The 21,885-nt window shown below is 71.0% G+C and carries 21 protein-coding genes; 10 read left to right on the top strand and 11 right to left on the bottom strand.

The window, feature by feature from the left end; all coding sequences use genetic code 11:
• The first annotated feature begins 10 nt into the window (after nt 1-10).
• Entirely contained in the window at nt 11-472 is a 462-nt protein-coding gene (gene yiaA, locus AB0G04_RS33825; RefSeq protein WP_360991271.1) for an inner membrane protein YiaA, read from the top strand.
• A 107-nt stretch (nt 473-579) separates the two neighbouring features.
• The gene (locus AB0G04_RS33820; protein ID WP_360991379.1) at nt 580-2,901 is read left to right on the top strand and encodes a pyruvate dehydrogenase; all 2,322 of its coding nucleotides are present in this window, start codon (nt 580-582) and stop codon (nt 2,899-2,901) included.
• Here AB0G04_RS33820 and AB0G04_RS33815 read toward each other — a convergent pair.
• The 4 genes from AB0G04_RS33815 to AB0G04_RS33800 all read right to left on the bottom strand — a co-directional run bounded on the left by AB0G04_RS33815 (nt 2,894) and on the right by AB0G04_RS33800 (nt 6,540).
• Complete coding sequence (locus AB0G04_RS33815; RefSeq protein WP_360991269.1) at nt 2,894-3,565, bottom strand: hypothetical protein; 672 nt, start codon at nt 3,563-3,565, stop codon at nt 2,894-2,896. The two genes, AB0G04_RS33820 and AB0G04_RS33815, sit on opposite strands and share 8 nt — an antisense overlap.
• Before the next feature lie 56 nt (nt 3,566-3,621).
• A complete protein-coding gene (locus AB0G04_RS33810) occupies nt 3,622-5,274 on the bottom strand; it encodes a hypothetical protein (RefSeq protein WP_360991266.1) in 1,653 nt (550 codons plus the stop codon).
• A complete protein-coding gene (locus AB0G04_RS33805) occupies nt 5,268-5,771 on the bottom strand; it encodes a hypothetical protein (protein ID WP_360991263.1) in 504 nt (167 codons plus the stop codon). Before AB0G04_RS33805 ends, AB0G04_RS33810 begins: the two co-directional genes overlap by 7 nt.
• Before the next feature lie 70 nt (nt 5,772-5,841).
• Nucleotides 5,842-6,540: an HAD family phosphatase gene (locus AB0G04_RS33800; RefSeq protein ID WP_360991261.1), complete on the bottom strand. Its 699-nt coding sequence runs from the start codon at nt 6,538-6,540 to the stop codon at nt 5,842-5,844.
• A 287-nt stretch (nt 6,541-6,827) separates the two neighbouring features.
• Between AB0G04_RS33800 and AB0G04_RS33795 the strand changes: the two genes are divergently transcribed.
• The gene (locus AB0G04_RS33795; protein WP_360991258.1) at nt 6,828-8,042 is read left to right on the top strand and encodes a DUF1996 domain-containing protein; all 1,215 of its coding nucleotides are present in this window, start codon (nt 6,828-6,830) and stop codon (nt 8,040-8,042) included.
• Between the two features lie 53 nt (nt 8,043-8,095).
• Here the strand turns inward: AB0G04_RS33795 and AB0G04_RS33790 are convergent, their stop codons facing one another.
• The gene (locus AB0G04_RS33790; RefSeq protein ID WP_360991255.1) at nt 8,096-8,884 is read right to left on the bottom strand and encodes an inositol monophosphatase family protein; all 789 of its coding nucleotides are present in this window, start codon (nt 8,882-8,884) and stop codon (nt 8,096-8,098) included.
• 101 nt (nt 8,885-8,985) lie between these two features.
• On the opposite strand from AB0G04_RS33790, the gene AB0G04_RS33785 reads away from it, so the two are divergent.
• On the top strand, nt 8,986-9,603 hold the full coding sequence (locus AB0G04_RS33785; protein WP_360991252.1) for a hypothetical protein: 618 nt from the start codon (nt 8,986-8,988) through the stop codon (nt 9,601-9,603).
• On the opposite strand, the gene AB0G04_RS33780 is transcribed toward AB0G04_RS33785, so the two are convergent.
• Both AB0G04_RS33780 and AB0G04_RS33775 read right to left on the bottom strand, forming a co-directional pair.
• A complete protein-coding gene (locus AB0G04_RS33780) occupies nt 9,536-10,420 on the bottom strand; it encodes a helix-turn-helix transcriptional regulator (RefSeq protein WP_360991249.1) in 885 nt (294 codons plus the stop codon). The two genes, AB0G04_RS33785 and AB0G04_RS33780, sit on opposite strands and share 68 nt — an antisense overlap.
• Nucleotides 10,421-10,431: 11 nt before the next feature.
• Entirely contained in the window at nt 10,432-11,379 is a 948-nt protein-coding gene (locus tag AB0G04_RS33775; protein WP_360991247.1) for an SDR family oxidoreductase, read from the bottom strand.
• 158 nt (nt 11,380-11,537) lie between these two features.
• On the opposite strand from AB0G04_RS33775, the gene AB0G04_RS33770 reads away from it, so the two are divergent.
• Nucleotides 11,538-12,284, top strand: a complete 747-nt coding sequence (locus AB0G04_RS33770) for a VOC family protein (protein ID WP_360991244.1) — start codon at nt 11,538-11,540, stop codon at nt 12,282-12,284.
• 5 nt (nt 12,285-12,289) lie between these two features.
• On the opposite strand, the gene AB0G04_RS33765 is transcribed toward AB0G04_RS33770, so the two are convergent.
• The 3 genes from AB0G04_RS33765 to AB0G04_RS33755 all read right to left on the bottom strand — a co-directional run bounded on the left by AB0G04_RS33765 (nt 12,290) and on the right by AB0G04_RS33755 (nt 15,170).
• Nucleotides 12,290-13,279 (bottom strand): hypothetical protein, encoded by a 990-nt coding sequence (locus tag AB0G04_RS33765; protein ID WP_360991242.1) that lies wholly within the window; start codon nt 13,277-13,279, stop codon nt 12,290-12,292.
• Nucleotides 13,280-13,334: 55 nt separating this feature from the next.
• Complete coding sequence (locus AB0G04_RS33760) at nt 13,335-13,973, bottom strand: class I SAM-dependent methyltransferase (protein ID WP_360991239.1); 639 nt, start codon at nt 13,971-13,973, stop codon at nt 13,335-13,337.
• Nucleotides 13,974-14,228: 255 nt separating this feature from the next.
• Entirely contained in the window at nt 14,229-15,170 is a 942-nt protein-coding gene (locus AB0G04_RS33755; protein WP_360991236.1) for an NADP-dependent oxidoreductase, read from the bottom strand.
• 98 nt (nt 15,171-15,268) lie between these two features.
• Here AB0G04_RS33755 and AB0G04_RS33750 point away from each other — a divergent pair, with 98 nt between their 5' ends.
• Entirely contained in the window at nt 15,269-16,306 is a 1,038-nt protein-coding gene (locus AB0G04_RS33750; protein ID WP_360991233.1) for a helix-turn-helix domain-containing protein, read from the top strand.
• Here AB0G04_RS33750 and AB0G04_RS33745 read toward each other — a convergent pair.
• A complete protein-coding gene (locus tag AB0G04_RS33745; protein ID WP_360991231.1) occupies nt 16,303-16,620 on the bottom strand; it encodes a hypothetical protein in 318 nt (105 codons plus the stop codon). The genes AB0G04_RS33750 and AB0G04_RS33745 overlap by 4 nt on opposite strands.
• 207 nt (nt 16,621-16,827) lie before the next feature.
• On the opposite strand from AB0G04_RS33745, the gene AB0G04_RS33740 reads away from it, so the two are divergent.
• From AB0G04_RS33740 to AB0G04_RS33725, 4 genes are all read left to right on the top strand, one after another.
• Nucleotides 16,828-18,003, top strand: coding sequence for an ROK family protein (locus AB0G04_RS33740; protein ID WP_360991228.1), 1,176 nt, complete (start codon nt 16,828-16,830; stop codon nt 18,001-18,003).
• A 55-nt stretch (nt 18,004-18,058) separates the two neighbouring features.
• Nucleotides 18,059-19,609 (top strand): sugar ABC transporter ATP-binding protein, encoded by a 1,551-nt coding sequence (locus tag AB0G04_RS33735; RefSeq protein WP_360991225.1) that lies wholly within the window; start codon nt 18,059-18,061, stop codon nt 19,607-19,609.
• Entirely contained in the window at nt 19,606-20,706 is a 1,101-nt protein-coding gene (locus tag AB0G04_RS33730; RefSeq protein ID WP_360991222.1) for an ABC transporter permease, read from the top strand. Before AB0G04_RS33735 ends, AB0G04_RS33730 begins: the two co-directional genes overlap by 4 nt.
• A gap of 102 nt (nt 20,707-20,808) precedes the next feature.
• Entirely contained in the window at nt 20,809-21,864 is a 1,056-nt protein-coding gene (locus AB0G04_RS33725) for a substrate-binding domain-containing protein (RefSeq protein WP_360991220.1), read from the top strand.
• Nucleotides 21,865-21,885: the final 21 nt, after the last annotated feature.

Raw genomic sequence — 21,885 nt, 5'->3', positions numbered from 1 at the left:
GGAGCCTGCCTTGTCGTACCCGTCGCCGTCCTCGGCCAAGCCGACCGCCGCCTTCGTCGGAGCCTCCTGGGCGGCGCTCCTGCTGGGCGTGGTGTCCTTCGGTGTGGGCCTCTGGAACGCCACGATGATCGCCAGCGAGAAGGGCTTCTACGCGGTGGTGCTCGTGCTCGGCCTGTTCGCCGCCGTCTCGCTGCAGAAGTCGGTGCGGGACCGGACCGAGGGCCTGCCGGTCTCGGCGCTGTACATGGGCCTGTCGTGGGCGGCGGTCGGGATCGCCGTCGTCATGCTGGTCGTCGGGCTGGTGAACAGCGGGATGATGCTCAGCGAGAAGGGCTTCTACGGTCTCGCGTTCGCGATGTCGCTGTTCGCGGCCGTCGCGGTGCAGAAGAACGTGCGCGACACCCTGCAGTTCCGGGCGTCGTCCCCGGACGGGCTGCGGTCCGAGGCCTACGGGGCCGACGACCGGGGCTGACCTCGGAGATCCCGGGGCACCGCGCCGACCCGGAACACGTGCCTTAACGTCGGTTCAGGTTGCGATATATGCTGTCGCCCCTGTTCAGAACTGGAGGCACGGTGACCATGGCCACCGAATCGGCAACCGAGAGGCCGGCCGACCGGCTGAGCGCACTGCGGGACGTGGAGCAGCGGGTCCTCTGGCTGGCGACCGCGATGATCGACCACGCCAACCGGGTACGGCCCAACCCGAGCGGGCTGAAGGTCGGCGGTCACCAGGCCTCCAGCGCCTCGATGGTGACGATCATGACGGCGCTATGGTTCGAGCACCTGACCTCGGCCGACCGGGTGTCGGTCAAACCGCATGCCTCGCCGGTCCTGCACGCCATCAACTACCTGCTCGGTGACCTGGACGAGCGATATCTGACGACGCTGCGCTCGTTCGGCGGGCTGCAGAGCTACCCGAGCCGGGCCAAGGACCCCGACCCGGTCGACTACTCCACCGGCTCGGTCGGCATCGGCGCCACCGCACCGATCTGGGGTGCCCTGGCCCGCCGTTACGTCAACACCGTGGGTGCCACCTCCGGCATCGGGCGGCAGTACTCCCTGGTCGGCGACGCGGAACTGGACGAGGGCGCGGTCTGGGAGGCGATCCTCGACCCGATGGTGGCCGGTCTCGGTGAGGTCTGCTGGATCGTCGACCTGAACCGGCAGTCGCTGGACCGGGTGGTGCCGCAGATCGCCGTGACCCGCCTGCAGGCGATGTTCGAGGCCGCCGGGTGGCAGGTGCTCACCGCCAAGTACGGCCGGCTGCTCACCGAGCTGTTCGAGCAGCCCGGCGGTGACGCGCTGCGGCGGCGCATCGACACCATGTCCAACGCCGAGTTCCAGCGGCTGCTGCGCTGCACGCCCCAGCAGCTGCGCGACCGGCTGCCCGGCGAGGGCGGCGACGCCGAGGCAGTGCGAGCGCTGGCCGACCGGCTCGACGACGAGACCCTTGCCGCAGCCGTGCGCAACCTCGGCGGCCACGACCTGCAGACCATCGGCGACACGCTCGCGGCGATCGACGACAGCCGGCCGACGGTGATCTTCGCGTACACGGTGAAGGGGTACGGCCTCGCCAGCGAGGGACACCCGCAGAACCACTCGTCCATGCTGACCGAGGCCCAGCTGCGCAGACTCGGCGACGAGGTGGGCATGTCGGTGGACGCGCCGTGGGCCCGGTTCGCGCCGGACTCGGCCGCGGGGCGGCTGTGCGACACGGTGGCGGCGCGGCTCCGGCGTACGACCGAGGGTCTCGGAACGCCCCCGGACGTGCCCGCCGACCTGGGCCGGACGCCGACCGGCACCAGCTCCACCCAGGCCGCTCTGGGGCGTGCGCTGCTCGACCTGACCCGGCAGGCGCCGGACGTGGCCCGGCGGGTGGTGACCGCGGCGCCCGACGTGGCTTCGTCGACGAACCTGGGCGGCTGGATCAACAAGGTCGGGGTCTGGTCGGCCGACAACCGGCGTGACTGGTTCGCCGACGATCCGGAGACGATCCTGCACTGGCGGGAACGCCCGACCGGACAGCACATCGAGCTGGGCATCGCCGAGGTCAACCTGGTCGGGCTGCTCGGGGAACTGGGCGCCACCTGGAGCCGGTGGGGGCAGCCGTTGCTGCCGATCGGTGTGGTCTACGACCCGTTCGTGGAACGTGCGCTGGAGCCGTGGTCGTTCGGCATCTACGCCGGCGGGCAGTCGATCCTGGTCGGCACCCCGGCCGGGGTCACCCTCGCGGCCGAGGGCGGCGCGCACCAGTCGATCAAGACGCCGTCGATCGGCATCGAGCAGCCGGGCTGTGTCAGCTACGAACCGGCCTTCGCCGTCGACATGGAATGGACACTGCTGGCGTCGCTGGGGCGGCTGGGCCGTCCGGACGGCGGCTCGGCCTACCTGCGGCTGTCGTCGCGGCCGGTGGACCAGTCGCTTGCCGCGGTGCCGGCCGATCCGGCCGCCCGGGAAAGGCGCCGTCGTCAGGTGGTCGCCGGCGCCTACCTGCTGAAACGGGCGCCGCAGACGCCGGTGCTGACCATTGCGGCGATGGGCGCGCTGGTGCCCGAGGCGCTCGCCGCGGCCGACCGGCTGATCGCGCTCGGCATCGCCGTCGACGTGGTCTGTGTGACCAGTCCCGGCCTGCTGTTCGAGGCGGCCCAGGCACAGGCCGGGCAGGGCAGCGGCGACACCTGGGTGCTCGGTGCGGCGTTCCCGGCGGACCGGGCCGCACCGCTGCTGACCGTGCTCGACGGCCATCCGCACACGCTGGCGTTCCTGGCCGGCATCCACCGGGTGCCGGCCAGGCATCTGGGTGTCACCCGGTTCGGTCAGTCCGGCGACCTGGAACAGGTCTACCGGCACCACGGGATCGACACCGACAGCATCGTGCGGGCCGCACTCGACCTCACCTGAGGGCGGCTCGGACGGTCCCGCCGCCGGTCGGAGGGGCGACGACCACGCTGTCCGGGTCGAGCCCGGCCGGCGGGGGACCGGCGACGATCATCGTGGCCCGTTCCCAGGGCCGCTCCCGTGCCAGGAACGGCAACTCCTCGGCCAGCCAGTTCGCGACGTGTTCGCGTTGCGCCGGGGAGTCGCCGTCGCGGGCGGTCAGCAGGCGTTCCTGCTCGTCGAGGTCACCCTGCATCCAGATCGTCGCGTCCAGCCACGGTGCGAGCCGGTCGCGGATGACACCGGTGCCCTCGACCCAGACCACGCCCGCTCCGGCAGGCACGGTGATCGACCCGGGCCGGTCGTGGCGGATCCAGGCGTCCGGGAGGAAGTTCACGGCCGTACCGCGGTGGAGGGGTTCGAGGATCTTTTCGATGAGGAGATCGGCCCAGTCGAAGCAGGCGTGATGCCAGGCGACGTCGTCGGTGTGGACCACCGCGGAATCCGGTGCCGGCCCGCGGAAGCGCTCGGCCAGGGTGGTCTTTCCGGCACCGCCCCGGCCGTCGATCGCGAAGACCCGCGGACGGCCGGTGACACCCGGCGACGCCGCATGCAGCCGCCGGAGGGCGTCACTGACGGTCGTCACCCGCCATCCGGTGGCCGCGGTCTCGCCCGGGTGCAGTCGCATCGGCAGGTTCATGCTGTTCCCCGTACCCGCCGGCGTCCGGACGGAAGCGGCCACGGTCAGGTTGCCGGTACCGGGACCGGCCGTCGGGTGACGGTGCTCGTGCCCAGCTGCATGCTCTCGTTGTCGCCCCAGCACCACAGGCTCCGGTCGGTACGGATCGCGCAGGTGTGCCACAGGCCGGTACCGACCGAGAGCCAGGTTCCGCCGGCGGTTCCGGCCCGGACCGGGGAGTGCCGCTCGATCCGGCTGCCGTCGCCGAGCTGGCCACGGTAGTTGTCGCCCCAGCACCAGACGCTCGCGTCGGCCCGGGTGCCGCAGGCGAACTCCCCGCTGATCGAGACGCCCGTCCAGTCCGAGGCACCGCCGACGCGTACCGGCGTCAGCATGTCCATCGTGTCGCCGTCGCCGAGCTGACCCTGCCGGTTCCCGCCCCAGCACCAGAGGCTCCGGTCGGTGCCGACGGCGCAAGTGCTGATCGACCCGCCCTCGACCGTGGCGGCGGCACGGGCCAGCTTCACGACCGGCACCGAGGTAATCCTGCGGTCACCGTCGCCGAGCTGTCCGTAATCGTTGGAACCCCAGCAAAACACCTTTCCCGCCGTGTCGCGCGCGCAGGCGTGGCCGCCACCGGTCGTCACCTGCACCCACCGGGCGCCGGACCCGGCGGCCCGCACCGGCTCACCGGCCGGGCCGGTGCTGCTCCAGCACCAGACCGAACCGTCGGCACGCGTGGCACAGAGCTGGCTCGAGCCGACGTCCATACCGGTCCAGTCGCTGGACCGGCCCATGCGGCGGGGGTGGCCCGGCTGGTCCGGGTCGCCGAATCTGTCGCCCCAGCACCACAGACTGCCGTCGGTCCGGAGACCGCAGCTGTCACCCGCATCGGCCGAGATCGCCGTCCAGACCTTGCCGCCCGTTACCTGAACCGGTCCGGACCGGCTCGCCGTCGTGCCGTCGCCCAGTTCGCCGTCCTCGTTGCCGCCCCAGCACCACAGGGACCGGTCGGTGCGCAGCGCGCAGGTATGGCCGTCGGCCGGAGCGACCCGGTCCCAGCCGGTGCCGGTGCCGACGCGCAGCGGGGCGGTACTGGACAACACCGTCGTGTACGTGCCGTCGCCGAGCTGGCCGCCCGAGTCGTCACCCCAGCACCACAGGGCGCCGGCGACCGACAACGCACACGTGTGCCCGGTGCCCGGGGAGATCGACTTCCAGTTCGCATCGGAGCCGATCCGTACCGGCCTGGTCGCATTGCGGGTGCTGCCGTCGCCGATCTGCCCGTCGTCGTTCCTGCCCCAGCACCAGGTCCGGCCGCCGGTGTCCAGGGCACAGGTGTGCAGCCCGCCGCCGGTCAGCACGGTCGCCCACCGGTTCTCCGGAGCGATCCGGGTGGGTGCCGCCCGTTCGGTGCCGCTGGTGCCGTCGCCGAGCTCCCCGTACAGGTTGCGGCCCCAGCACCACAGCCCGTCGCCGGTGTCCACGGCGCAGGTGTAGAACAGGCCCGCAGCGACCGACCGCCAGTCCGACCGTGTGCCGACCCGGGACGGACGTGTCTCGGAGAGGAGGGAGGCCCGCTCCTCCCAGCACCAGAGCGTGCCATCGGTGCGCACACCACAGACGTGGTAGCCACCGATGCTCACCGAGGCCCAGTCGGTGTCGGCGCTCACCCGGCCCGGGAAGCGTCCCCCGGTGTCCTTCCCGGCGGTCACCATGCCGCCGGCTCCGCTGCCCCAGCACCACAGGCTGTGATCGGCGCGGATCGCGCACGTGACGTACCGCGGGAATGCACCGACGTCCAGTCGGTCGCGGTGCCGACCCGTACCGGCGAGCTGCGGAACGGGGTGTCGCTGTCCAGCCCGAGCTGATGTTCGGTGTTGGCACCCCAGCACCACAGGCTGCCGTCGGTACGGATGCCGCAGGTGTGGCCGGAGCCCCGCGCCACGGCCGTCCATCTGCCGTCGCCGGCGACCCGGGCCGGCGCGTTGCGATCGACCGTCGTGCCGTCGCCGATCTGGCCGCTGGAGTTCGCACCCCAGCACCAGAGCGTCTGATCGCTGCGGATGGCGCACGTTGCCGAGTCCCCGGAAACCACCTGCGACCACGACGCGGCGACCGCCTCCGCCCGAAGCGGTGCGGCCAGCGTCAGGACCGCCAGCAGCAGGGCGGCTCCGACGCTTCGCCGCCGTGCGGCCGTGCACGTCGCGGACATGATGGTCCCCTTCCGGAATGTCCTGGAACTACCATTCCGATTCGACCATCCCGCCCGCTTCCACGGCCGGCTAACGGATGAGCGCGCTGCTCAGAACACCGGGAAGGCCGGCCATCCCGGTGAAGATGTGCGCCGCTCCGGCGTCCAGCAGCGCCTGCGGAGTGCTGTGCGACGGGCTTCCCGGCGGGCAGTAGCCGAAGACGGTCGCACCGGCGGCCACCCCGGCACGGACACCGGTCGGGGTGTCCTCGACGACCGCGGCGCGGGCCGGATCCACGCCCAGCGCCGCCGCCGCGGCCAGGTAGACGTCCGGGGCGGGCTTGCTGCGGGGCGTCTCCATGCCGCTGAAGATCTTGCCGGCGAACACGGTGTCCAGACCCACCTTGGTCAGCTGCAACTCGACCTTGTGCCGGTCGGCTCCGCTCGCGCAGGCCAGACGGCCGCGGTAGAGCCGGTCGATCTCCCGGACGGCGGCGACCGCGCCGGGGATCGGCAGCAGATCCAGCGTCAGAGCGTCGTTACGGCGCTTGCGGAACTCGCCGAGCCAATCCTCGGTCACGGTGAACCCGGTGTGCGCGGTGATCACACCCGTCTCGTCGCGCAGTGCCCGGCCGACGAACAGCCGGAAACAGTCGGCCTCGGAGATGAACCAGCCGAGCTCGTGCAACATCGTCCGGAGCACCGAGTTCGTGATGCGTTCCGAGTCGACGAGGACCCCGTCACAATCGAAGAGCACGGCGTCGTACGGGAGCGCGGCAGATTCCAGCATGGCCGTGACGATAATGGTGCGCGACCCGCACGGCGATGACCGGGCGCACACCCGATCGTTGCTCCCGGCCGTCGCGGAGACGGGCTCGCCGAATCGGGCGGTTCATCGGCGCCCTTTCAAGGACGGGTGAGGCGGCGGTGGATAACACTTTTCCGGATCGGGACCGCGAAATGCGTACCGATGGACAGTCTTTTCTTTGCTTTGTTTTAAGTGACTGTCCGGTGCGTGTGACGGCTGCCTAGCATTCCGGCGAGTTCTGTCGTGTTCCGCATGCTGGGGAGTCACCTGTGCCGTCTTCCACGCCCTCCGAGCCGACGCCCGGACCCGGCCGCCATGCTCGCCGCTCGCGCGGGCGGGCCGCCGCCGCGGCCGGGGTCGCCGTCGTCCTGATCACCGGGGCGGCCGTGTGGACGAGCCGGCCCGACCCCGGCCGGCAGCCGCGGAACGCCGCCGCCGACCGCGCGCCGGCATCGGAACCGGGCGCGCCGGGAGCGGCGACGGCAGCGCCGGGCACGTCGCTACCCGGATCCGCCTCGGCGCCGGCCTCGGTGGCCGCGAGCGCGCCGGCCGCCGGCACATCCCCGGCCGCCGCGAAACCGGCCGTGGCCAGGGGCGGCTGGGTCCCGATCGACCGGGCCGCCTGGAATGCGCAGGTGGCCGGCTACCGACGCACCAAGGCCGACCCGCCGGTCAATGCCGGCAACCTGCCCGAGTTCCGGGCCGACTGCAAGTACAGCCACCGCAGACCGGACGACCCGATCGTCGCGCCGGGTCTGCCGGGCGCCTCGCACATGCACTCGTTCGTCGGCAACAAGGCGGTCGACGCCCACACCACTGCCGAAGACCTCACGAAATTCACCGCCACCACCTGCATGCCGACGGTCGACCATTCCGCCTACTGGGTGCCGACGCTGTACGAGGCGGCCACCAAGAAGCCCGCCGAGACCACCGGATTCCGCGTCTACTACCGTTCCCTGCGGAAGAATTCGACCGGCATCCTGCCGATTCCCAACGGCCTGCGAATGATCGCCGGTGACGCCAAGAAGAAAGTGCCGACCCCGCGCGGTGCGCAGGGCCAGTTCTACTGCGCTTTCTACGGACCCGGTGACATCGACGGATATGCGCGCAGCGACAACGGCAACTGGCCGATCTGCGCCGAACCGGCGAGTCTGCATTTCATGCTGCAGTTCCCGGACTGCTGGGACGGCAAGCACCTGGACAGTCCGGACCACAAGGGTCACGTGGCGTTCGGCGACGACGAGGGCTGCCCGGCCGCGCACCCGGTGCGCATCCCGGCGCTGACCTTCGACATCGCGTACGGGGCGAAGGGCACCAGGGCCGGCTACTACCTGTCGTCCGACCCGGACGGCCGCAGCGCCTCGTCGATGCACGGCGACGCGTTCGTGATGTGGGACGCCGGCGCCATGAACCAGCGGGTCCGCAACTGCATCGCCCAGCGACGGACCTGCAACAACGACGGATACGACCCGTTCTCCTACTGACCTCCCGCGGTGCTCAGCAGGCACCTCCGGGTAGTACCGCAAGGCACCCGGGCTCAGGAACCGGCGTCGGCCGCGCGGACCCGCTCCGACAGGGCCGGCCACAGTGAGGGGCCCGCGCCGATCGTCAGCTCGGTGGTGAAGTCCGGGCCGTGCCCGCCGAGAACGACACCGGCCTCCCGGGCGATGAGGGCACCCGCGGCGATGTCCCACAGTTTCGTGTCCAGCGCCAGGCCGCCGTCCAGCCGGCCGGCCGCCAGATACACGAGGTTCAGCGCGGCCGGGATCCGGCGGATGTCGCCGGCCAGCGGCAACAGCTCCCGGATCACCCGTCCGGCGCGGTCCTTGGTCCGCGGGTTCGGCTGGAAACTGACGCCCACCAGGGCCTCGTGCAGTTCGCGTCCGGTCGATGCGGTGATCGGCGCGCCGTTGAGCAGGGCACCCCGCCCGTCGACGGCGGTGAACGTCTCGTTCGCGGCCGGCTCGTGCACGACCGCCATCCGGGGCTGATCGTCGTGGTACAGCGCGATGCACACCGACCAAGGTCCGGTACGGCTGACGTAGTTGCGGGTACCGTCCAGCGGGTCGACGATCCAGGACCAGCCACTCGTACCGTCGCGGCCGTGTCCTTCCTCGGCCTGGATGGCGTCGTCCGGCCACGTCTCGACGATCGCGTCGACGATCAGCCGCTCACTGTCGATGTCGACATCCGAGACGACATCGTTCACGTGAGCCTTGGGTGCGCCCATCTTCAGGGTGTCGCGTCGCTCCAGCTGCAGCCGGCCGGCGCGGACCGCCAGGTCGACGGCGAGGTCACGGGCGGCGAGCAGATCTCGATCCATCATCGGGAGCCTAACGGACAGCCCGTACGGCCGCCGCGCCGTCGGGCCCCCTCAAGTCCGGGGGCCTCCTCAGGTCCGGGGCCCGGTGACCGATGGTCGCGGTCATGCTGAGCCGAACGCGTTGCGCCGCCGGTATCGTCGTGCTGACCGTTCTGCTGCCCGGCACCACCGCCGTCGACTGGTGGACGACCGAGACCGAGTGGCAGGTACGGCACGATCTGCGAGAGGTGAACTCGGCCCTCGGCGCGGTGGAACGCATCGAGAGCACCCTCGGCAGGAGGGGCCCGCAGTACTTCCCCCGCGGCATCGACGTCGTCGCCCTGATGGGGCCCCTCCCCATGCCGAGGGAGGGGGAGATGCCCGGCGCAACGATGCATCGGGCGCTCTCCCTCCTGGATTCCGGGGAACTGACGCTCGAGGAGCGCACCCTTCGCAAGCCGCTGCGGCTGGCAGTCGACGAGTACCTCGACGCCCAGGAGGTGGCCGAACGGGACGGCATCGACGCCGGCATCGATCCGCCGGGACACCGGAAGAGGGTCGAGACCCTGGGCCGGCAGCTCAGAATCTCCCTCTGGGCCCGCGAGGACGCACTCCGCTCCGGCCTGGAGATGGCCCGTACCCTGGGCGACGCCGCTCAGGTGACGGCGTTCCTGCTCAGCGTGCTGGCCGTCTTTCTGGCGTCCCGGCTGATGCCGCACCGGAAACACCGGTCGCTCCGATGACGGCGAGCAGTTCCAGCTTCTCGTAGCTCTCGCTGCCGGGCACGGCGGTGTAGACCAGCAGCGAGTGTCCCTGATCCGGGTCGAGCAGCGCCTGGCACGTCAGCTCCAGCGCGCCGACGTCCGGATGCACGAAGCGTTTCAGGTGGGCGTACCGGATGCCGATTTCGTGTTCCTCCCAGACGGCGCGGAACTCGGCGCTGCTGTCGAACAGCAGCTTCTGCAGGTCGGCGGCCCGCGAGCGAGGTCCGCGCAGGGTGGCGACGTGGCGCAGCCCGGACGCGAAGACGCGCGAGTGCAGCGGGTGGTCGCCGGGATGGTAGAGGGCCCGGCACGCCGGATCGGTGAACCAGCGGTAGCCGATGCTGCGGGCCGGCCCGGTGAAACGGGTCAGGTCGCCGTTGAGGGCCACGCCGAGCCGGTTCTGCCGCAGGGTCTCGCCCAGTTCGGTGACGATCTCGGCGGGCGTGTCGGTGAGCCGGTCGAAGATGCGCAGCAGACCCGGACTGATGTGCTCGCCGGTCCCGCCCCGGACCGGCGGATGATGCCCGGCCAGGCGGAACAGGTGGTCGCGTTCGTCGTACGACAGGTGCAGGCCCTGCGCGATCGAGGCGATCATCTGCTCGGACGGGTGCGGCCCACGCTCCCGCTCCAACCGGCTGTAGTAGTCGGCGGAGATGTGACAGAGCGTGGCGACCTCCTCCCGGCGCAGGCCGGACGTCCGGCGGCGCTGTCCACGCGGCAGGCCGACGTCCTCGGGCTGCAACGACTCACGACGCCGGCGCAGGAACTCGGCCAGCCCGGCTCGATCGATCGGCACGGTCTTCCCCTCTACCGCGGCGCTGCTTCGAACGCCCCTGTCAGTTTCTCGGAAACCTGCCACACGCGTTCGGCATCCCGCTCACCGTGCAGGCGTGAGTAGAGCTTCTGCTCCGCGGGCGGGCCGCCCAGGTGCCCCGGTCCGCTGGGGCCGTAGAACCCGCCGTCACGTGCGTCGCCGGCGGTGGCCGCGTACAGGGCTGGCAGGGCCGCAGTCTCGGCGGTGCCCAGCAGGATGCCGCGTGCGGACAGCGCCCCGATCAGCCGCCGCCCCGCGGTCTCCCGGGTCCGGCCGACCTCCGGACGGGCCGCCAGCAGACTGGTCGGGGCGACGCCGGGATGCGACAGGTTGCTCGTGATGCCCCAGCCGTACCGGAGGCTCCGCCTGCTCAGTTCCAGTGCGAACAGCCCGAACGCGATCTTCGACTGGCTGTAGGCGCGCATGCCGTCGTACGAGCGTTCCCAGTTCAGGTCGTCCCAGTTCACGGCGTTCGAGTTCGCCGCGACACTGATCTGCGACGTGACCCGCGCCCGGCCGGCCCGCAGCAGCGGCATCAGGTGCGCCACCAGCGCGAAATGCCCCAGGTGGTTGATGCCGAACTGCAGTTCGAACCCGTCCGCGGTCACCTGCCGCTCCGGTGGCGTCATCACGCCGGCGTTGTTGATCAGCAGGTGGATCGGCTCACCCTCGCGCCGCAGGGTCTCGCCCAGCGCCCCGACGGATTCCAGGGACGACAGATCGAGCGTACGCAGAGACACCCGGGCGCCCGGCGTCAGCTGCCGGATCCTGGCGATCGCCGCCTCGCCCTTGCGTGTGTTGCGGACCGGCATGACGACCTCGGCCCCGGCCGCGGCGAGGCGGGCCGCCACCTGGAGACCGATGCCGTCGCTGGCGCCGGTAACCACGGCACGCCTGCCGGACAGGCCGGGAACGGTGATGTTCACTGCTTTACGGGGCATGAGCTGCTCCTGAACGTGTCGCTCGCTGGATGTGACACCAGCATGCGGTGCCCGCCGGGGCATAACCACGGCCCGTCGATCCCAGGCTGCGGAGCCCGCGGTCGTCGCCGGTTGTCCGCGCGCCGCCGTGGCCCGCGGTGCCGCATAGGATCGCCGGCATGGCGCTGCGACCGGTTCAGGTGAACATCAAAGCTCTCGACGCCCCGGCGATCGGCCGGTTCTGGGCGGAGGCACTCGGCTGGACCGCCTACCCCGGGTCGGAGGGCGTCACCACCTACGTCGGGCCCGCCGGTGGTCTCGTCTGGCCGGACCCGCTCGTCCTGGGCATCGATGTGGTGCCCGTGCCGGGGCCCCGGAAGGCCGCCAAGAACCGGGTGCATCTCGATCTCGCCACCACCTCGCCGGCGCATCAGGCGGAGTTGATCGAACGTCTGCTGGCCATCGGCGCGAGCGCCGCCGACGTGGGCCAGCGCGACGTTCCGTGGACGGTTCTGGCCGACCCCGAGGGCAACGAGTTCTGCGTGCTGGAACCCCGGGACATCTACCGGGACACCGGGCCGATCGCCGCGATCGTGGTCGACTGCGCCGATCCACGCGTGATGGGCCGCTTCTGGGGTGAGGCGATCGACTGGGTGCTGCACACGGTGGGCGGCGATCAGGCGACGCTGCGCTCGGCCGGGGGCGGCGGCCCGTACCTCGAGTTCCTTCGTACGCCGGGGGAGAGGACCGCGCCGGATCGCGTGCACCTCGACCTGCTGCCGTATCCCGGCGACGACAAGGCGGCCGAGGTGGCGCGGCTGCGCTCGCTCGGGGCCGTCGACCTGGACCTCGGGCAGGGCGATGTCCCGTGGACCGTGCTGACCGATCCGGAAGGACACGAGTTCTGCGTCCTCGCTGCGGCCTGAACCGTTCAGCGCGGGCCGAAGGCCTTCCGCAGCCACGGTGCCCGGGCCTCGGGCATGCGAGCCAGAACGGTCCGCAACACCTTGTAGGAGGGCCGGAAGAGGCTGCCGGTCAGCGGCACGCGAGGGTCGTCCATGGGATCGGCGACCGCCTTGCGAAGGTGGCCGAAGGCCAGATGGGCCCAGGCGTCCCAGGCCAGCGCGACGGTTCTGCTGATCTCCGGGACCGGCCAGTGCTCGCCGGTCTGCGGATGCCGCGGAACGAGAGCGATGTCGCCGCCGGAGGCAGGGCGGCCCGGGCCTGCCAGGACCAGTGACAATCCGTCACCGGCCGGCAGGATTGAGTCGAGGGCCGGGCGGAACAGTTCGGCGACCCGCCCGTCGGGAACCGACACCGGAGACCCGCCGGACGCCACCAGCAGATGGGCGATCGACTCCGCGACAGCCGCCGGCCACGACGGATCCCAGGCGCCGGACGGCCGGAGTTCGAGCCGTCCGCCGAGCAGGTCGTCCCATGCGACGACCGGATGCGGGCCCTCTCCGTCCACGGCCCGGACGGCGCGCGGGTCGAGCCGGGTGGCATTGAAGCAGCCGCAGTCGTCGATGCGGGTCGCCACCAGCTGGTCGCAGTCCCCGCACCGCATGTTGGGACCGGCCTGGCCGGCCCAGCCGCAGCAGGCGTTCTCGCCCGCCAGCCCGGCGTCGAGCACGGTGCCACGGACGTCGCCGGGCGCGAGCACCACGGTCCCGGCCGGGCCGCGGGACATCCGCGTCGGGAGGCGGTACCAGCCGTACGACCGGTCCTCGTCCTGGAACGGCTGGTCCCACGGCCGCCAGGGCGGACCGAACGGGAGCGGGTCGACGGCGAACGTGCCGGGTTCCATCAACGGGCCCATCAGCCCGTAGTCCCAGCTCTCATGGGCGTGCGGTGGCATCACGACCCGCGACACCGGAACCGTCAGGGCCGCCCCGCAGCTCCGGCACAGAAAAACCGTCATACCACCCCCGTGTCGGCTCAGGTCGATGTAGTGCGGTGCCCGCCCGCAGCGTGCGTCAGCCGGACCGGCGGACCAGCATGTAACCGTAGGGCGGGCCGCCGTCCCCGGGCGGGGTGTGACCCTGGAAGACCATGGCGAAACCGGCGGTGGCGAAGCGGTCCTCCATCTCCCGCGGCGAGAGCCAGTACCGGTCGAAATCGACGCCGAGGGCGCTGCTGGGGCCGTTGCGGTGCAGGGTTCCGGTGCCGTGCTTGAAGGCGGCGATCAGACAACCACCCGGCTGTACGACCCGGGCGAGTTCCGCGAACGCGCGGGCTCTGGCGTCCGGCGCCAGGTAGATCAGGGAGAACCAGCACACCACCCCGGCCAGGGAGGCGTCCGCGAACGGCAGCTCGCGCACGTCGGCGACCTCGTAGGAGAAGCCCGGGTTCTCCCGTCGCGCCACCTCGATCATCCCCGGTGACAGGTCCACCCCGCGCGGCTTCAGGCCCCGGCCGGCCAGGTACGGAAGGAGGCGCCCGGTGCCACAGCCGACGTCGGCGACGTCCGTACCCGCCGCCGAGGTCATCTCCGCGAACAGGTCGAGCATTGCCCGTTCGACCGGCATGCTCTCCAGCACCCCGGTCAGGTTCTTCGCATACCACTCCGACAGCACGTCGTGGGCGTGCCTCAACTCCTCGGTACCGGCATCCATGGTCGGCTGTCCTTCCCCGTCGCCACCGTTGTGGCGCCGAACCTACCGCCGGCCCCGCCGAAGACTGCGGGGGGTCAGAGTTCCGGATGTCGAGGCAGGGAGGGGCGGCTATGACGGCCCGGCCGGGGCAACCGATGCGCAGGCGTCCTGCTGCATTGCGAAGTGCATGAGGGCGACGAGCCGGGCCGCCCGTCGCCGGCGCCGGGCAGCGGCTTCTGACACCGTGCCCGGCAGGCTTTCCGCGAAGGCGGCGGTCTAGCTTCCGGCGCCCGTGGTCAGCACGATCTTGCCGGTGACCCGGCCGGTCTCACTCAACTCGTGTGCCTTCGCGGCCTCGGCCAGTGGCATCGCGGCCTCGATGAGCACCCGCAGCCGGCCGGCGGTCACCAACTCGGCGAGTGCGAGCAGCCCGGCGCGGTCCGGTTCGACGAGCAGGAAGCCGGCACGCACTCCGAGTACGGCGGCCCGCTCGGCCAGCTGCTGCTCGGCCGGCGAGTTCAGCGACACCAGGACGCCGCCGGGCCGGAGGACGCTCAGGCAGCGGGGGCCGTCCGCGCCGCCGATCGGGTCGATCACCACGTCGACCGGCTCGACGGCCCCGGCGAAGTCCACGGCCGTGTAGTCGATCACCTCGTCGGCGCCGAGTTCCCGCAGCAGGTGGTGCTTGGCGGCGCGGGCGGTCCCGATCACGTACGCCCCTCGAGCCTTGGCGATCTGCACCGCGAGATGACCGACGCCGCCGCCCGCCGCATGGATCAGGACCCGCTGGCCGGGCTGAACCCGGGCGCGGTCGACGAGCGCCTGCCAGGCGGTGAGGCCGGCGAGCGGCAGACCGGCCGCGTGCACATGGTCGAGATCGGCGGGTTTGGCGGCGAAGTGCCGGGCCGGGGCGGTGACGTAATCGGCGTAGGCACCGGCGGGCCGCGGGAACCACGGCATCCCGAACACCTCGTCACCCGGAGTGAACAGGGTCACTCCGACGCCGACCTCCTCGACCACTCCGGAGACATCCCAGCCGAGCACGAACGGTGGCTGCCCGAGGAAGCCACCGTGCGCCCGGGACTTGACGTCGACCGGGTTGAGGCCGGCCGCATGCACCCGCACCAGGATCTCCGTCGGGCCGGGCTCGGGTCGATCAAGTGTCGCCTCGGTGAGTACTTCGGGTCCGCCCAGCCGGTCTTGCGTGATTGCGCGCATGAGTGCACAGGTCCTCTCGTGACGTTGTGTCACCAGCCTCGTGCCCATGGCCGCGCCGAAACAGTGGCCTGACTGACGACATGTGCAAAGATCTGGCCATGCATCGCGTCGCCGTCCTCGCTCTGCCCGGCGTCTACCCGTTCGAGATGGGCATCCCGAGACGGGTCTTCGGCAGCGCCTTCGACCGCACCGGTGCACCGCTCTACGAGGTCGTCACCGCGGGTCTCAGCGCCGGCCCGGTGCCGACGGCCGCCGATTTCAGCATCGATGTCGAACACGGCCCGGAGGTGCTGGCGACCGCCGGCACGGTGATCGTCCCGGCGCTCGAACCGCTGGAACCGATGTTCACCGAGGGGCGCCTCGACGACCGGGCAAGGACGGCTCTCGGGTACGTCCGGCCGGGCACCCGGCTCGTGTCGATCTGCACCGGCGCCTACGTGCTCGCGTCGGCAGGCCTGCTCGACGGGCGGCCCGCGACCAACCATTGGCACTGCACCGCGCACTTCCAGCGGCTGTTCCCGCGAGTCGCGGTCGACCCGGCGGTCCTGTTCGTCGACGACGGTGATGTGCTCACCTCGGCCGGCGCCGCCGCCGGGATCGACCTGTGCCTGCACATCGTGCGGCGTGACCACGGCAGCGAGATCGCCAACGCGGTGGCCCGCAGGTGCATCGTGCCGCCGTGGCGGGACGGTGGCCAGGCGCAGTACATCGAGCAGCCGGTGCCGGTGCGGGCGGAGACGTCGACCGCGCCGACCCGCGAGTGGGCGCTGCGGCATCTCGACGAGCCGCTCAATCTCGCGGCGCTCGCGGCCCATGCCCGGATGAGCATCCGCACGTTCACCCGCAGGTTCCGCCAGGAGACCGGTGCGACGCCGGGCGCCTGGCTGACCAACCAGCGCATTGACCTGGCCCGGCATCTGCTGGAGACCACCGACCTGCCGGTGGAGCGGGTCGCCCGGTGCGCCGGATTCGGCACGTCCGCCTCGTTCCGCCAGCACCTGCGAGCGGCTACCGGCGTCGGCCCGCACAGCTACCGGCGCACCTTCCACCACGCCACGGTGTCGCGCCGCGCGGCCGCCGCCGTCACCACCGGCGCCGACGCCGGCGCGAGCCAGGCGAAGAACTCCGCGAGCTAGGCGAAGAGCACGTCCCAGTAACCCCAGACGGCGGCGACGAACAGGCTGAAGAGCCCGGTGAACCACCAGCGCCGTCCGGGCCGCCACACCCTCAGGAGCGCCGTGACGCCGTAGAGGGCGCCGGTGACGACGGTCCAGAACACGGCGACGGGAACGCGGTCCCGGTTGCAGCCGGCGGGCGCGGGCAGTGTCATCTGGCAGATGTCATGGCGTGGCAGGGCCAGCCACCAGAACATCAGCCAGGCGGCAAGCGTCAGCATCGCCCCGCCGACGACCAACGCGCGCAAGGTGGTCCGTTCACGCGTCGAAGGCACGGTCGAACGATAGACCAGACCCTTGTAACCAAAACACGCTGTCTTTTGCAGATTTCGGCGAAAGTTTAATGTCGATCTTCAAGAAGCTATGGACAGCTAAACCGATGACTTCTACTGTGGCGCATATAACACATCGACGAAACATGGATGTGACATCAAACGGCCGTGGTGCGCTGCGGTGTGCGGATATGAGGTCGAACCTTGCGTATGACGATCGATCCCCCCTACCTGCGGCTGTTGCGGCTTCTCCGGAACGAGGGCGCCACATCGCGGGCTGAGCTGGCCGATCGCCTGCAACTGCCCAGGCCGCGTCTGCTCGCCGAGGTGGAGCGACTGGTCAGCACGGGCTACGTCGTCGAGGCCGGGATGGCCGCCTCCCGTGGCGGCCGGCGGTCCACGCTGGTGGAGCTGCACCCGCGGCTGCGGTTCGCCGCCGTCGACCTGGGTGCCAGTTCGATCGACGTGGAGGTCACCAACGGCCGCCTGGAGCCGATCGCCTACTACACCGAGGAGGCCGACATCCGGTCCGGCCCCAAGGTGACCCTGCACCGGGTCAACGAACTACTCGCCAAGGCCAGGGTGGACGGCGCCTACGACCGGCTCGACGCCATCGGGATCGGCGTGCCGGGTCCGGTCAGCTTCCGCGACGGTGTCCCGGTCTCGCCCCCGATCATGCCGGGCTGGGACCGGTTCGGGGTTCGTGAGCTGCTGGCCCGCGAGCACGGCTGTCCCGCGGTGGTCGACAACGACGTCAACATCATGGCCATCGGCGAGCAGCACGGCGGTGTGGCGCACAGCGTCCAGGACTTCCTGTTCGTGAAGATCGGCACCGGCATCGGCTGCGGTATCTACCTCAACGACGAGGTCTACCGCGGCACCGACGGCTGCGCCGGCGACATCGGCCACATCCAGGTCGACCCCAACGGCCCGATGTGCTCGTGCGGCAACGTCGGATGCCTCGAGGCGCTGTTCAGCGGTACAGCGCTGGCCCGGGAGGCCCTGGTGGCGGCTCGATCCGGCGCCTCCCAGGCGCTCGCCGACCGGCTTGCCGCGGGCGGTCCGCTGACCGCCCGCGACGTCGCCGAGGGTGCCACCGAGGGTGACGTCGTCTGCATCAAGCTGATCCGTGAGGGCGGCCACCGGATCGGCTCGGTGCTGGCGTCGCTCGTCAGTTTCGCCAACCCGTCCATGATCGTGATCGGGGGAGGACTCGCCCAGCTGGGCCACATCCTCCTCGCCGAGATCCGCAGCGCTGTCTACCGCCGGTCGCTGCCCCTGGCCACCGGCAACCTCCCGATCGTGCTCTCCGAGCTCGGCTCCCGCGCCGGGACCACCGGGGCCGCGGTTCTGGCCAGCGACGTCGCCTTCGAGCAGGCGTCATGACCGGCCGCGACGCCGTGGGCGGGAGCAGCGACGCGATGACCGAGGAGGTACAGCCATGAGCACCCACGCCGAGCCCACCGGGGCCGAACCCGATGTCGTCCTGCGCCTCACCGACGTGGTCAAGACGTTCCCCGGCGTCCGTGCGCTGGACGGCGTGCAACTGGAGGTCCGCGCCGGCGAGGTGCACTGCCTGCTGGGGCAGAACGGCGCCGGCAAGTCCACCCTGATCAAGGTGCTGTCCGGTGTGCACCGGCCGGACGCCGGAACGGTCGAGTGGCTCGGCCAGCCGGTCACCTTCGCCAATCCGCAGGCGGCCATGAAGGCCGGGATCGCGACCATCTACCAGGAACTCGACCTCGTCGACGACCTGTCGGTGGCGGAGAACGTCTTCCTCGGTCACGAACCGCGCCGGCTCGGATTCGTCCGCCGGGGCGCGATGGCCGACCGGACCCGGCAGATCCTCGGCTCGCTCGGGCACGGGGAGATCCCGGCCCGCCGGATGGTGCACGCGCTGGAGCCGGCCGGCAAGCAGGTGGTCAGCATGGCCCGCGCCCTGTCCCAGGAGGCCCGCCTGCTGATCATGGACGAGCCCAGCGCGGTGCTCGCCCACGACGAGGTGGAGAACCTGTTCCGGATCATCCGCCGGCTCACCGCTCAGGGCATCGCGGTCATCTACATCTCGCACCGGCTCGAGGAGATCCGCCAGATCGGCGACCGCGTCACGGTGCTCAAGGACGGCCGCACCACGGCCGAGAACCTCTCCGCCGCCGGTACGCCCACGAGTGAACTGGTCAGCCGGATGACCGGCCGCACGATCGAGTACGTGTTCCCGCCCCGCCCGGAGGAGCCGCCGCAGCGGCAGGAACTGCTACGGGTCACCGGCCTGAGCCGGGCCGGCGAGTTCCGCGACGTGTCGCTCAGTGTCGCCGCCGGGGAGATCGTCGGCATCGCCGGACTGGTCGGCTCCGGCCGTTCCGAACTGCTCGAGACCATCTACGGCGCCCGCCGGGCCGACACCGGCACCGTCGAGCTCGCCGGTCACAAGCTTCGGCCCGGCAACGTCGGTTCGGCCGTACGGGCCGGGATGGGCATGGCCCCCGAGGAGCGCAAGAGCCAGGCGCTGCTGCTCGGCGAGCCGATCTACCGCAACATGACGCTGGCGACCTTCACCGGCCTGGCGCGGCTGGGGTTCACCAACGCCGCCCGCGAACGCGCGGAGTCCGACCGCATCGCGGAATCGCTCGACCTGCGCCCCCTGGACGTACGCCGGCCGGTGGGCACGCTGTCCGGCGGCAACCAGCAGAAGGTGGTGGTCGGGCGCTGGTTGCTCGGCGGTACCCGCCTGCTGCTGCTCGACGAGCCGACCCGCGGTGTCGACGTCGGCGCGCGGGCCGAGCTCTACCGGGTGATCCGCAGGCTCGCCTCGGAAGGCGTGGGCGTACTGCTGGTCTCCAGTGAGGTGCCCGAGGTTCTGGGCCTGTCCGACCGCGTGCTGGTGATGCGGGAGGGCCGGATGGTCCGCGAGGCACCCTCCCACGAAATTGACGAAGACACGGTGCTCGACCTCGTCATGGCGGGGTCGCTCATGGAAGGGACGCCCGCATGACCCTCAGCAAAGGCACCGGTCTGCCGGCGCAGTCGCCACCGGTGGAACCGGCCGGGCACGGCGCCGGCACCGCGGTGGCCAAGGGCGGCCGGAAGCTGCCGTGGGCCGGCGAGTCCGGTGAGCCGATGGCCCGCAACCTGGTGCTGGTCGGTGTGCTCGTCGCACTGATCGTCATCGGCGCGATCACCCAGCCGCAGCTGTACAGCGACTCCACCTGGGTGTGGAACAACATGGTGTCGATCCTGCAGCTGGCGTCCGTCGTCGGCGTGGTCACGGTCGGGATGACGTTCGTCATCATCGGCGGTGGCATCGACCTCTCGGTCGGCGCGATCGTCGCCCTGGCCGGGGTGTGGTGCACGACGCTCGCCACCCAGTCGTTCGGCACCCTGGGCATGATCTTCACAGCGATCGTGGTGGGTGTGGCCGTCGGCCTGGTCAACGGGGTGCTCATCTCGTACGGCCGCCTAGTGCCCTTCATCGCCACCCTGGCGATGCTGGTGGCCGCCCGGGGTCTGGCCGCCGCGATCTCCGGCAAGCAGACGCAGATCTCCCAGGACACGTTCATCAACAGTCTCGCCAGCGACCGGGTCCTGGGTGTCCCGCTGCTGGTCTACATTCTCGCCCTGGTGGCGGTGGCCGGCTGGGTGCTGCTAAACCGCACCACGTTCGGCCGGCGCACGGTGGCCGTCGGTGGTAACCCGGAGGCCGCCCGGCTCGCCGGCATCGACGTCAAACTGCACACCATGCTGCTGTACGGGCTGTCCGGCCTGTGCTGCGGTATCGCGGCCATCATGCTGACGTCGCAGGCGACCTCCGCCCAGGCGGCCATGGGCAACCTGTACGAGCTGGACGCCATCGCCGCCGCGATCATCGGAGGCACCCTGCTCAGCGGGGGACGGGGCACGATCGTCGGCTCCATCCTCGGCGTTCTGATCTTCGCGACGATCACGAATCTGTTCGCCATCAACGGGCTCTCCACCGAGGCCCAGAACATGGTGAAGGGCGGCATCATCGTCGCCGCGGTCCTGGTCCAGCAGTTCCGCTTCAAGTCGCTCACCCGGTTCCTCGCCCGCAACAGGGCGACCACCGCCGGCTGAGCCCGGAATATCACACCAGGTGGCCGTCGATTCGGACGGCCGCCGGGTCTCGCACACCCTGCACACCCCCGTCCTCGTGAGACGAGACATAGGAGAATGGTCATGGCAAAGATCAACCCCGACCTGTCGCGACGCCGACTGCTCTTCAGCGGCGCCGCGGTAGGCGCGGGAGCCCTTCTCACCGCCTGCACCAGCAACGAAGCCGCGCCGACCCCGGCGCAGACCAAGGACTCCGGCGCGGCCGGCGGCAACGCCGCGCCGGGCCAGAAGGTCGTCATCGGTTTCTCCGCACCCGCCGCCGACCACGGGTGGATCGCGGCCATCACCAACAACGCCAAGGCGCAGGCCCAGACCTACTCGGACGTCGAGTTCAAGACGGTCGAGGCGGGCGCCGACGCGGCCGCCCAGCGCGCGGCACTGTCCGCGCTGATCGGGCAGAAGCCGAACGTCATCGTGCTGCTGCCGCACGACGGCAAGGAGCTCAACTCGTTCGGCCTCGAGGCGATGGCCGCGGGGATCCCGGTCGTCAACCTGGACCGTGCCTTCCCGGACGCCCGCGCTTACCGCACCCAGATCAAGGGTGACAACTACGGCATGGGTGTGGCCGCGGCCGACTTCATCATCGCCCAGATGAAGAGCAAGAACGTCAGCGCGCCGATCATCGGTGAGATCGCCGGCATGGACGAGCTGGAGCTGACCCAGGAGCGTTCCAAGGGCTTCACCGAGACGTTGAAAGCCGCCGGGTTCAAGGTCGCCAACCGGCGGGCGGCCCGGTTCACCGTCGACTCGGGTCAGCAGGAGGCCGCGCAGCTGCTGCAGGCGCTGCCGCGGATGGACGCGCTCTGGAACCACGACGACGACCAGGGCGTCGGCGTGATGGCCGCGATCAACCAGGCCGGCCGCAAGGAGTTCATCATGATCGGCGGCGCCGGCTCCAAGCAGGCGATCGAGACGATCCAGGCCGACAACACGCCGCTCAAGGCGACGGTCACCTACAGCCCGTCGATGGCCTCGTCGGCGATCTCCCTGGCCCGGTTGATCGGCCAGAACAAGGGCATGTCGGACCTGGTGGAGCTGCGCGTGCCCAAGGACATCGTGCTGGCCTCGGAGACCATCACGAAGGAGAACGCGAGCGACTACCTGAAGCTCGGGTTCTGACCGTTACGGGGGGAGACCCAT

The sequence above is a fragment of the Actinoplanes sp. NPDC023801 genome (assembly GCF_040639655.1).
Lineage (GTDB): Bacteria > Actinomycetota > Actinomycetes > Mycobacteriales > Micromonosporaceae > Actinoplanes.
The sequence above is the reverse complement of the archived record's forward strand: the minus strand, read 5'-3'. Positions and strand labels throughout refer to the sequence as shown.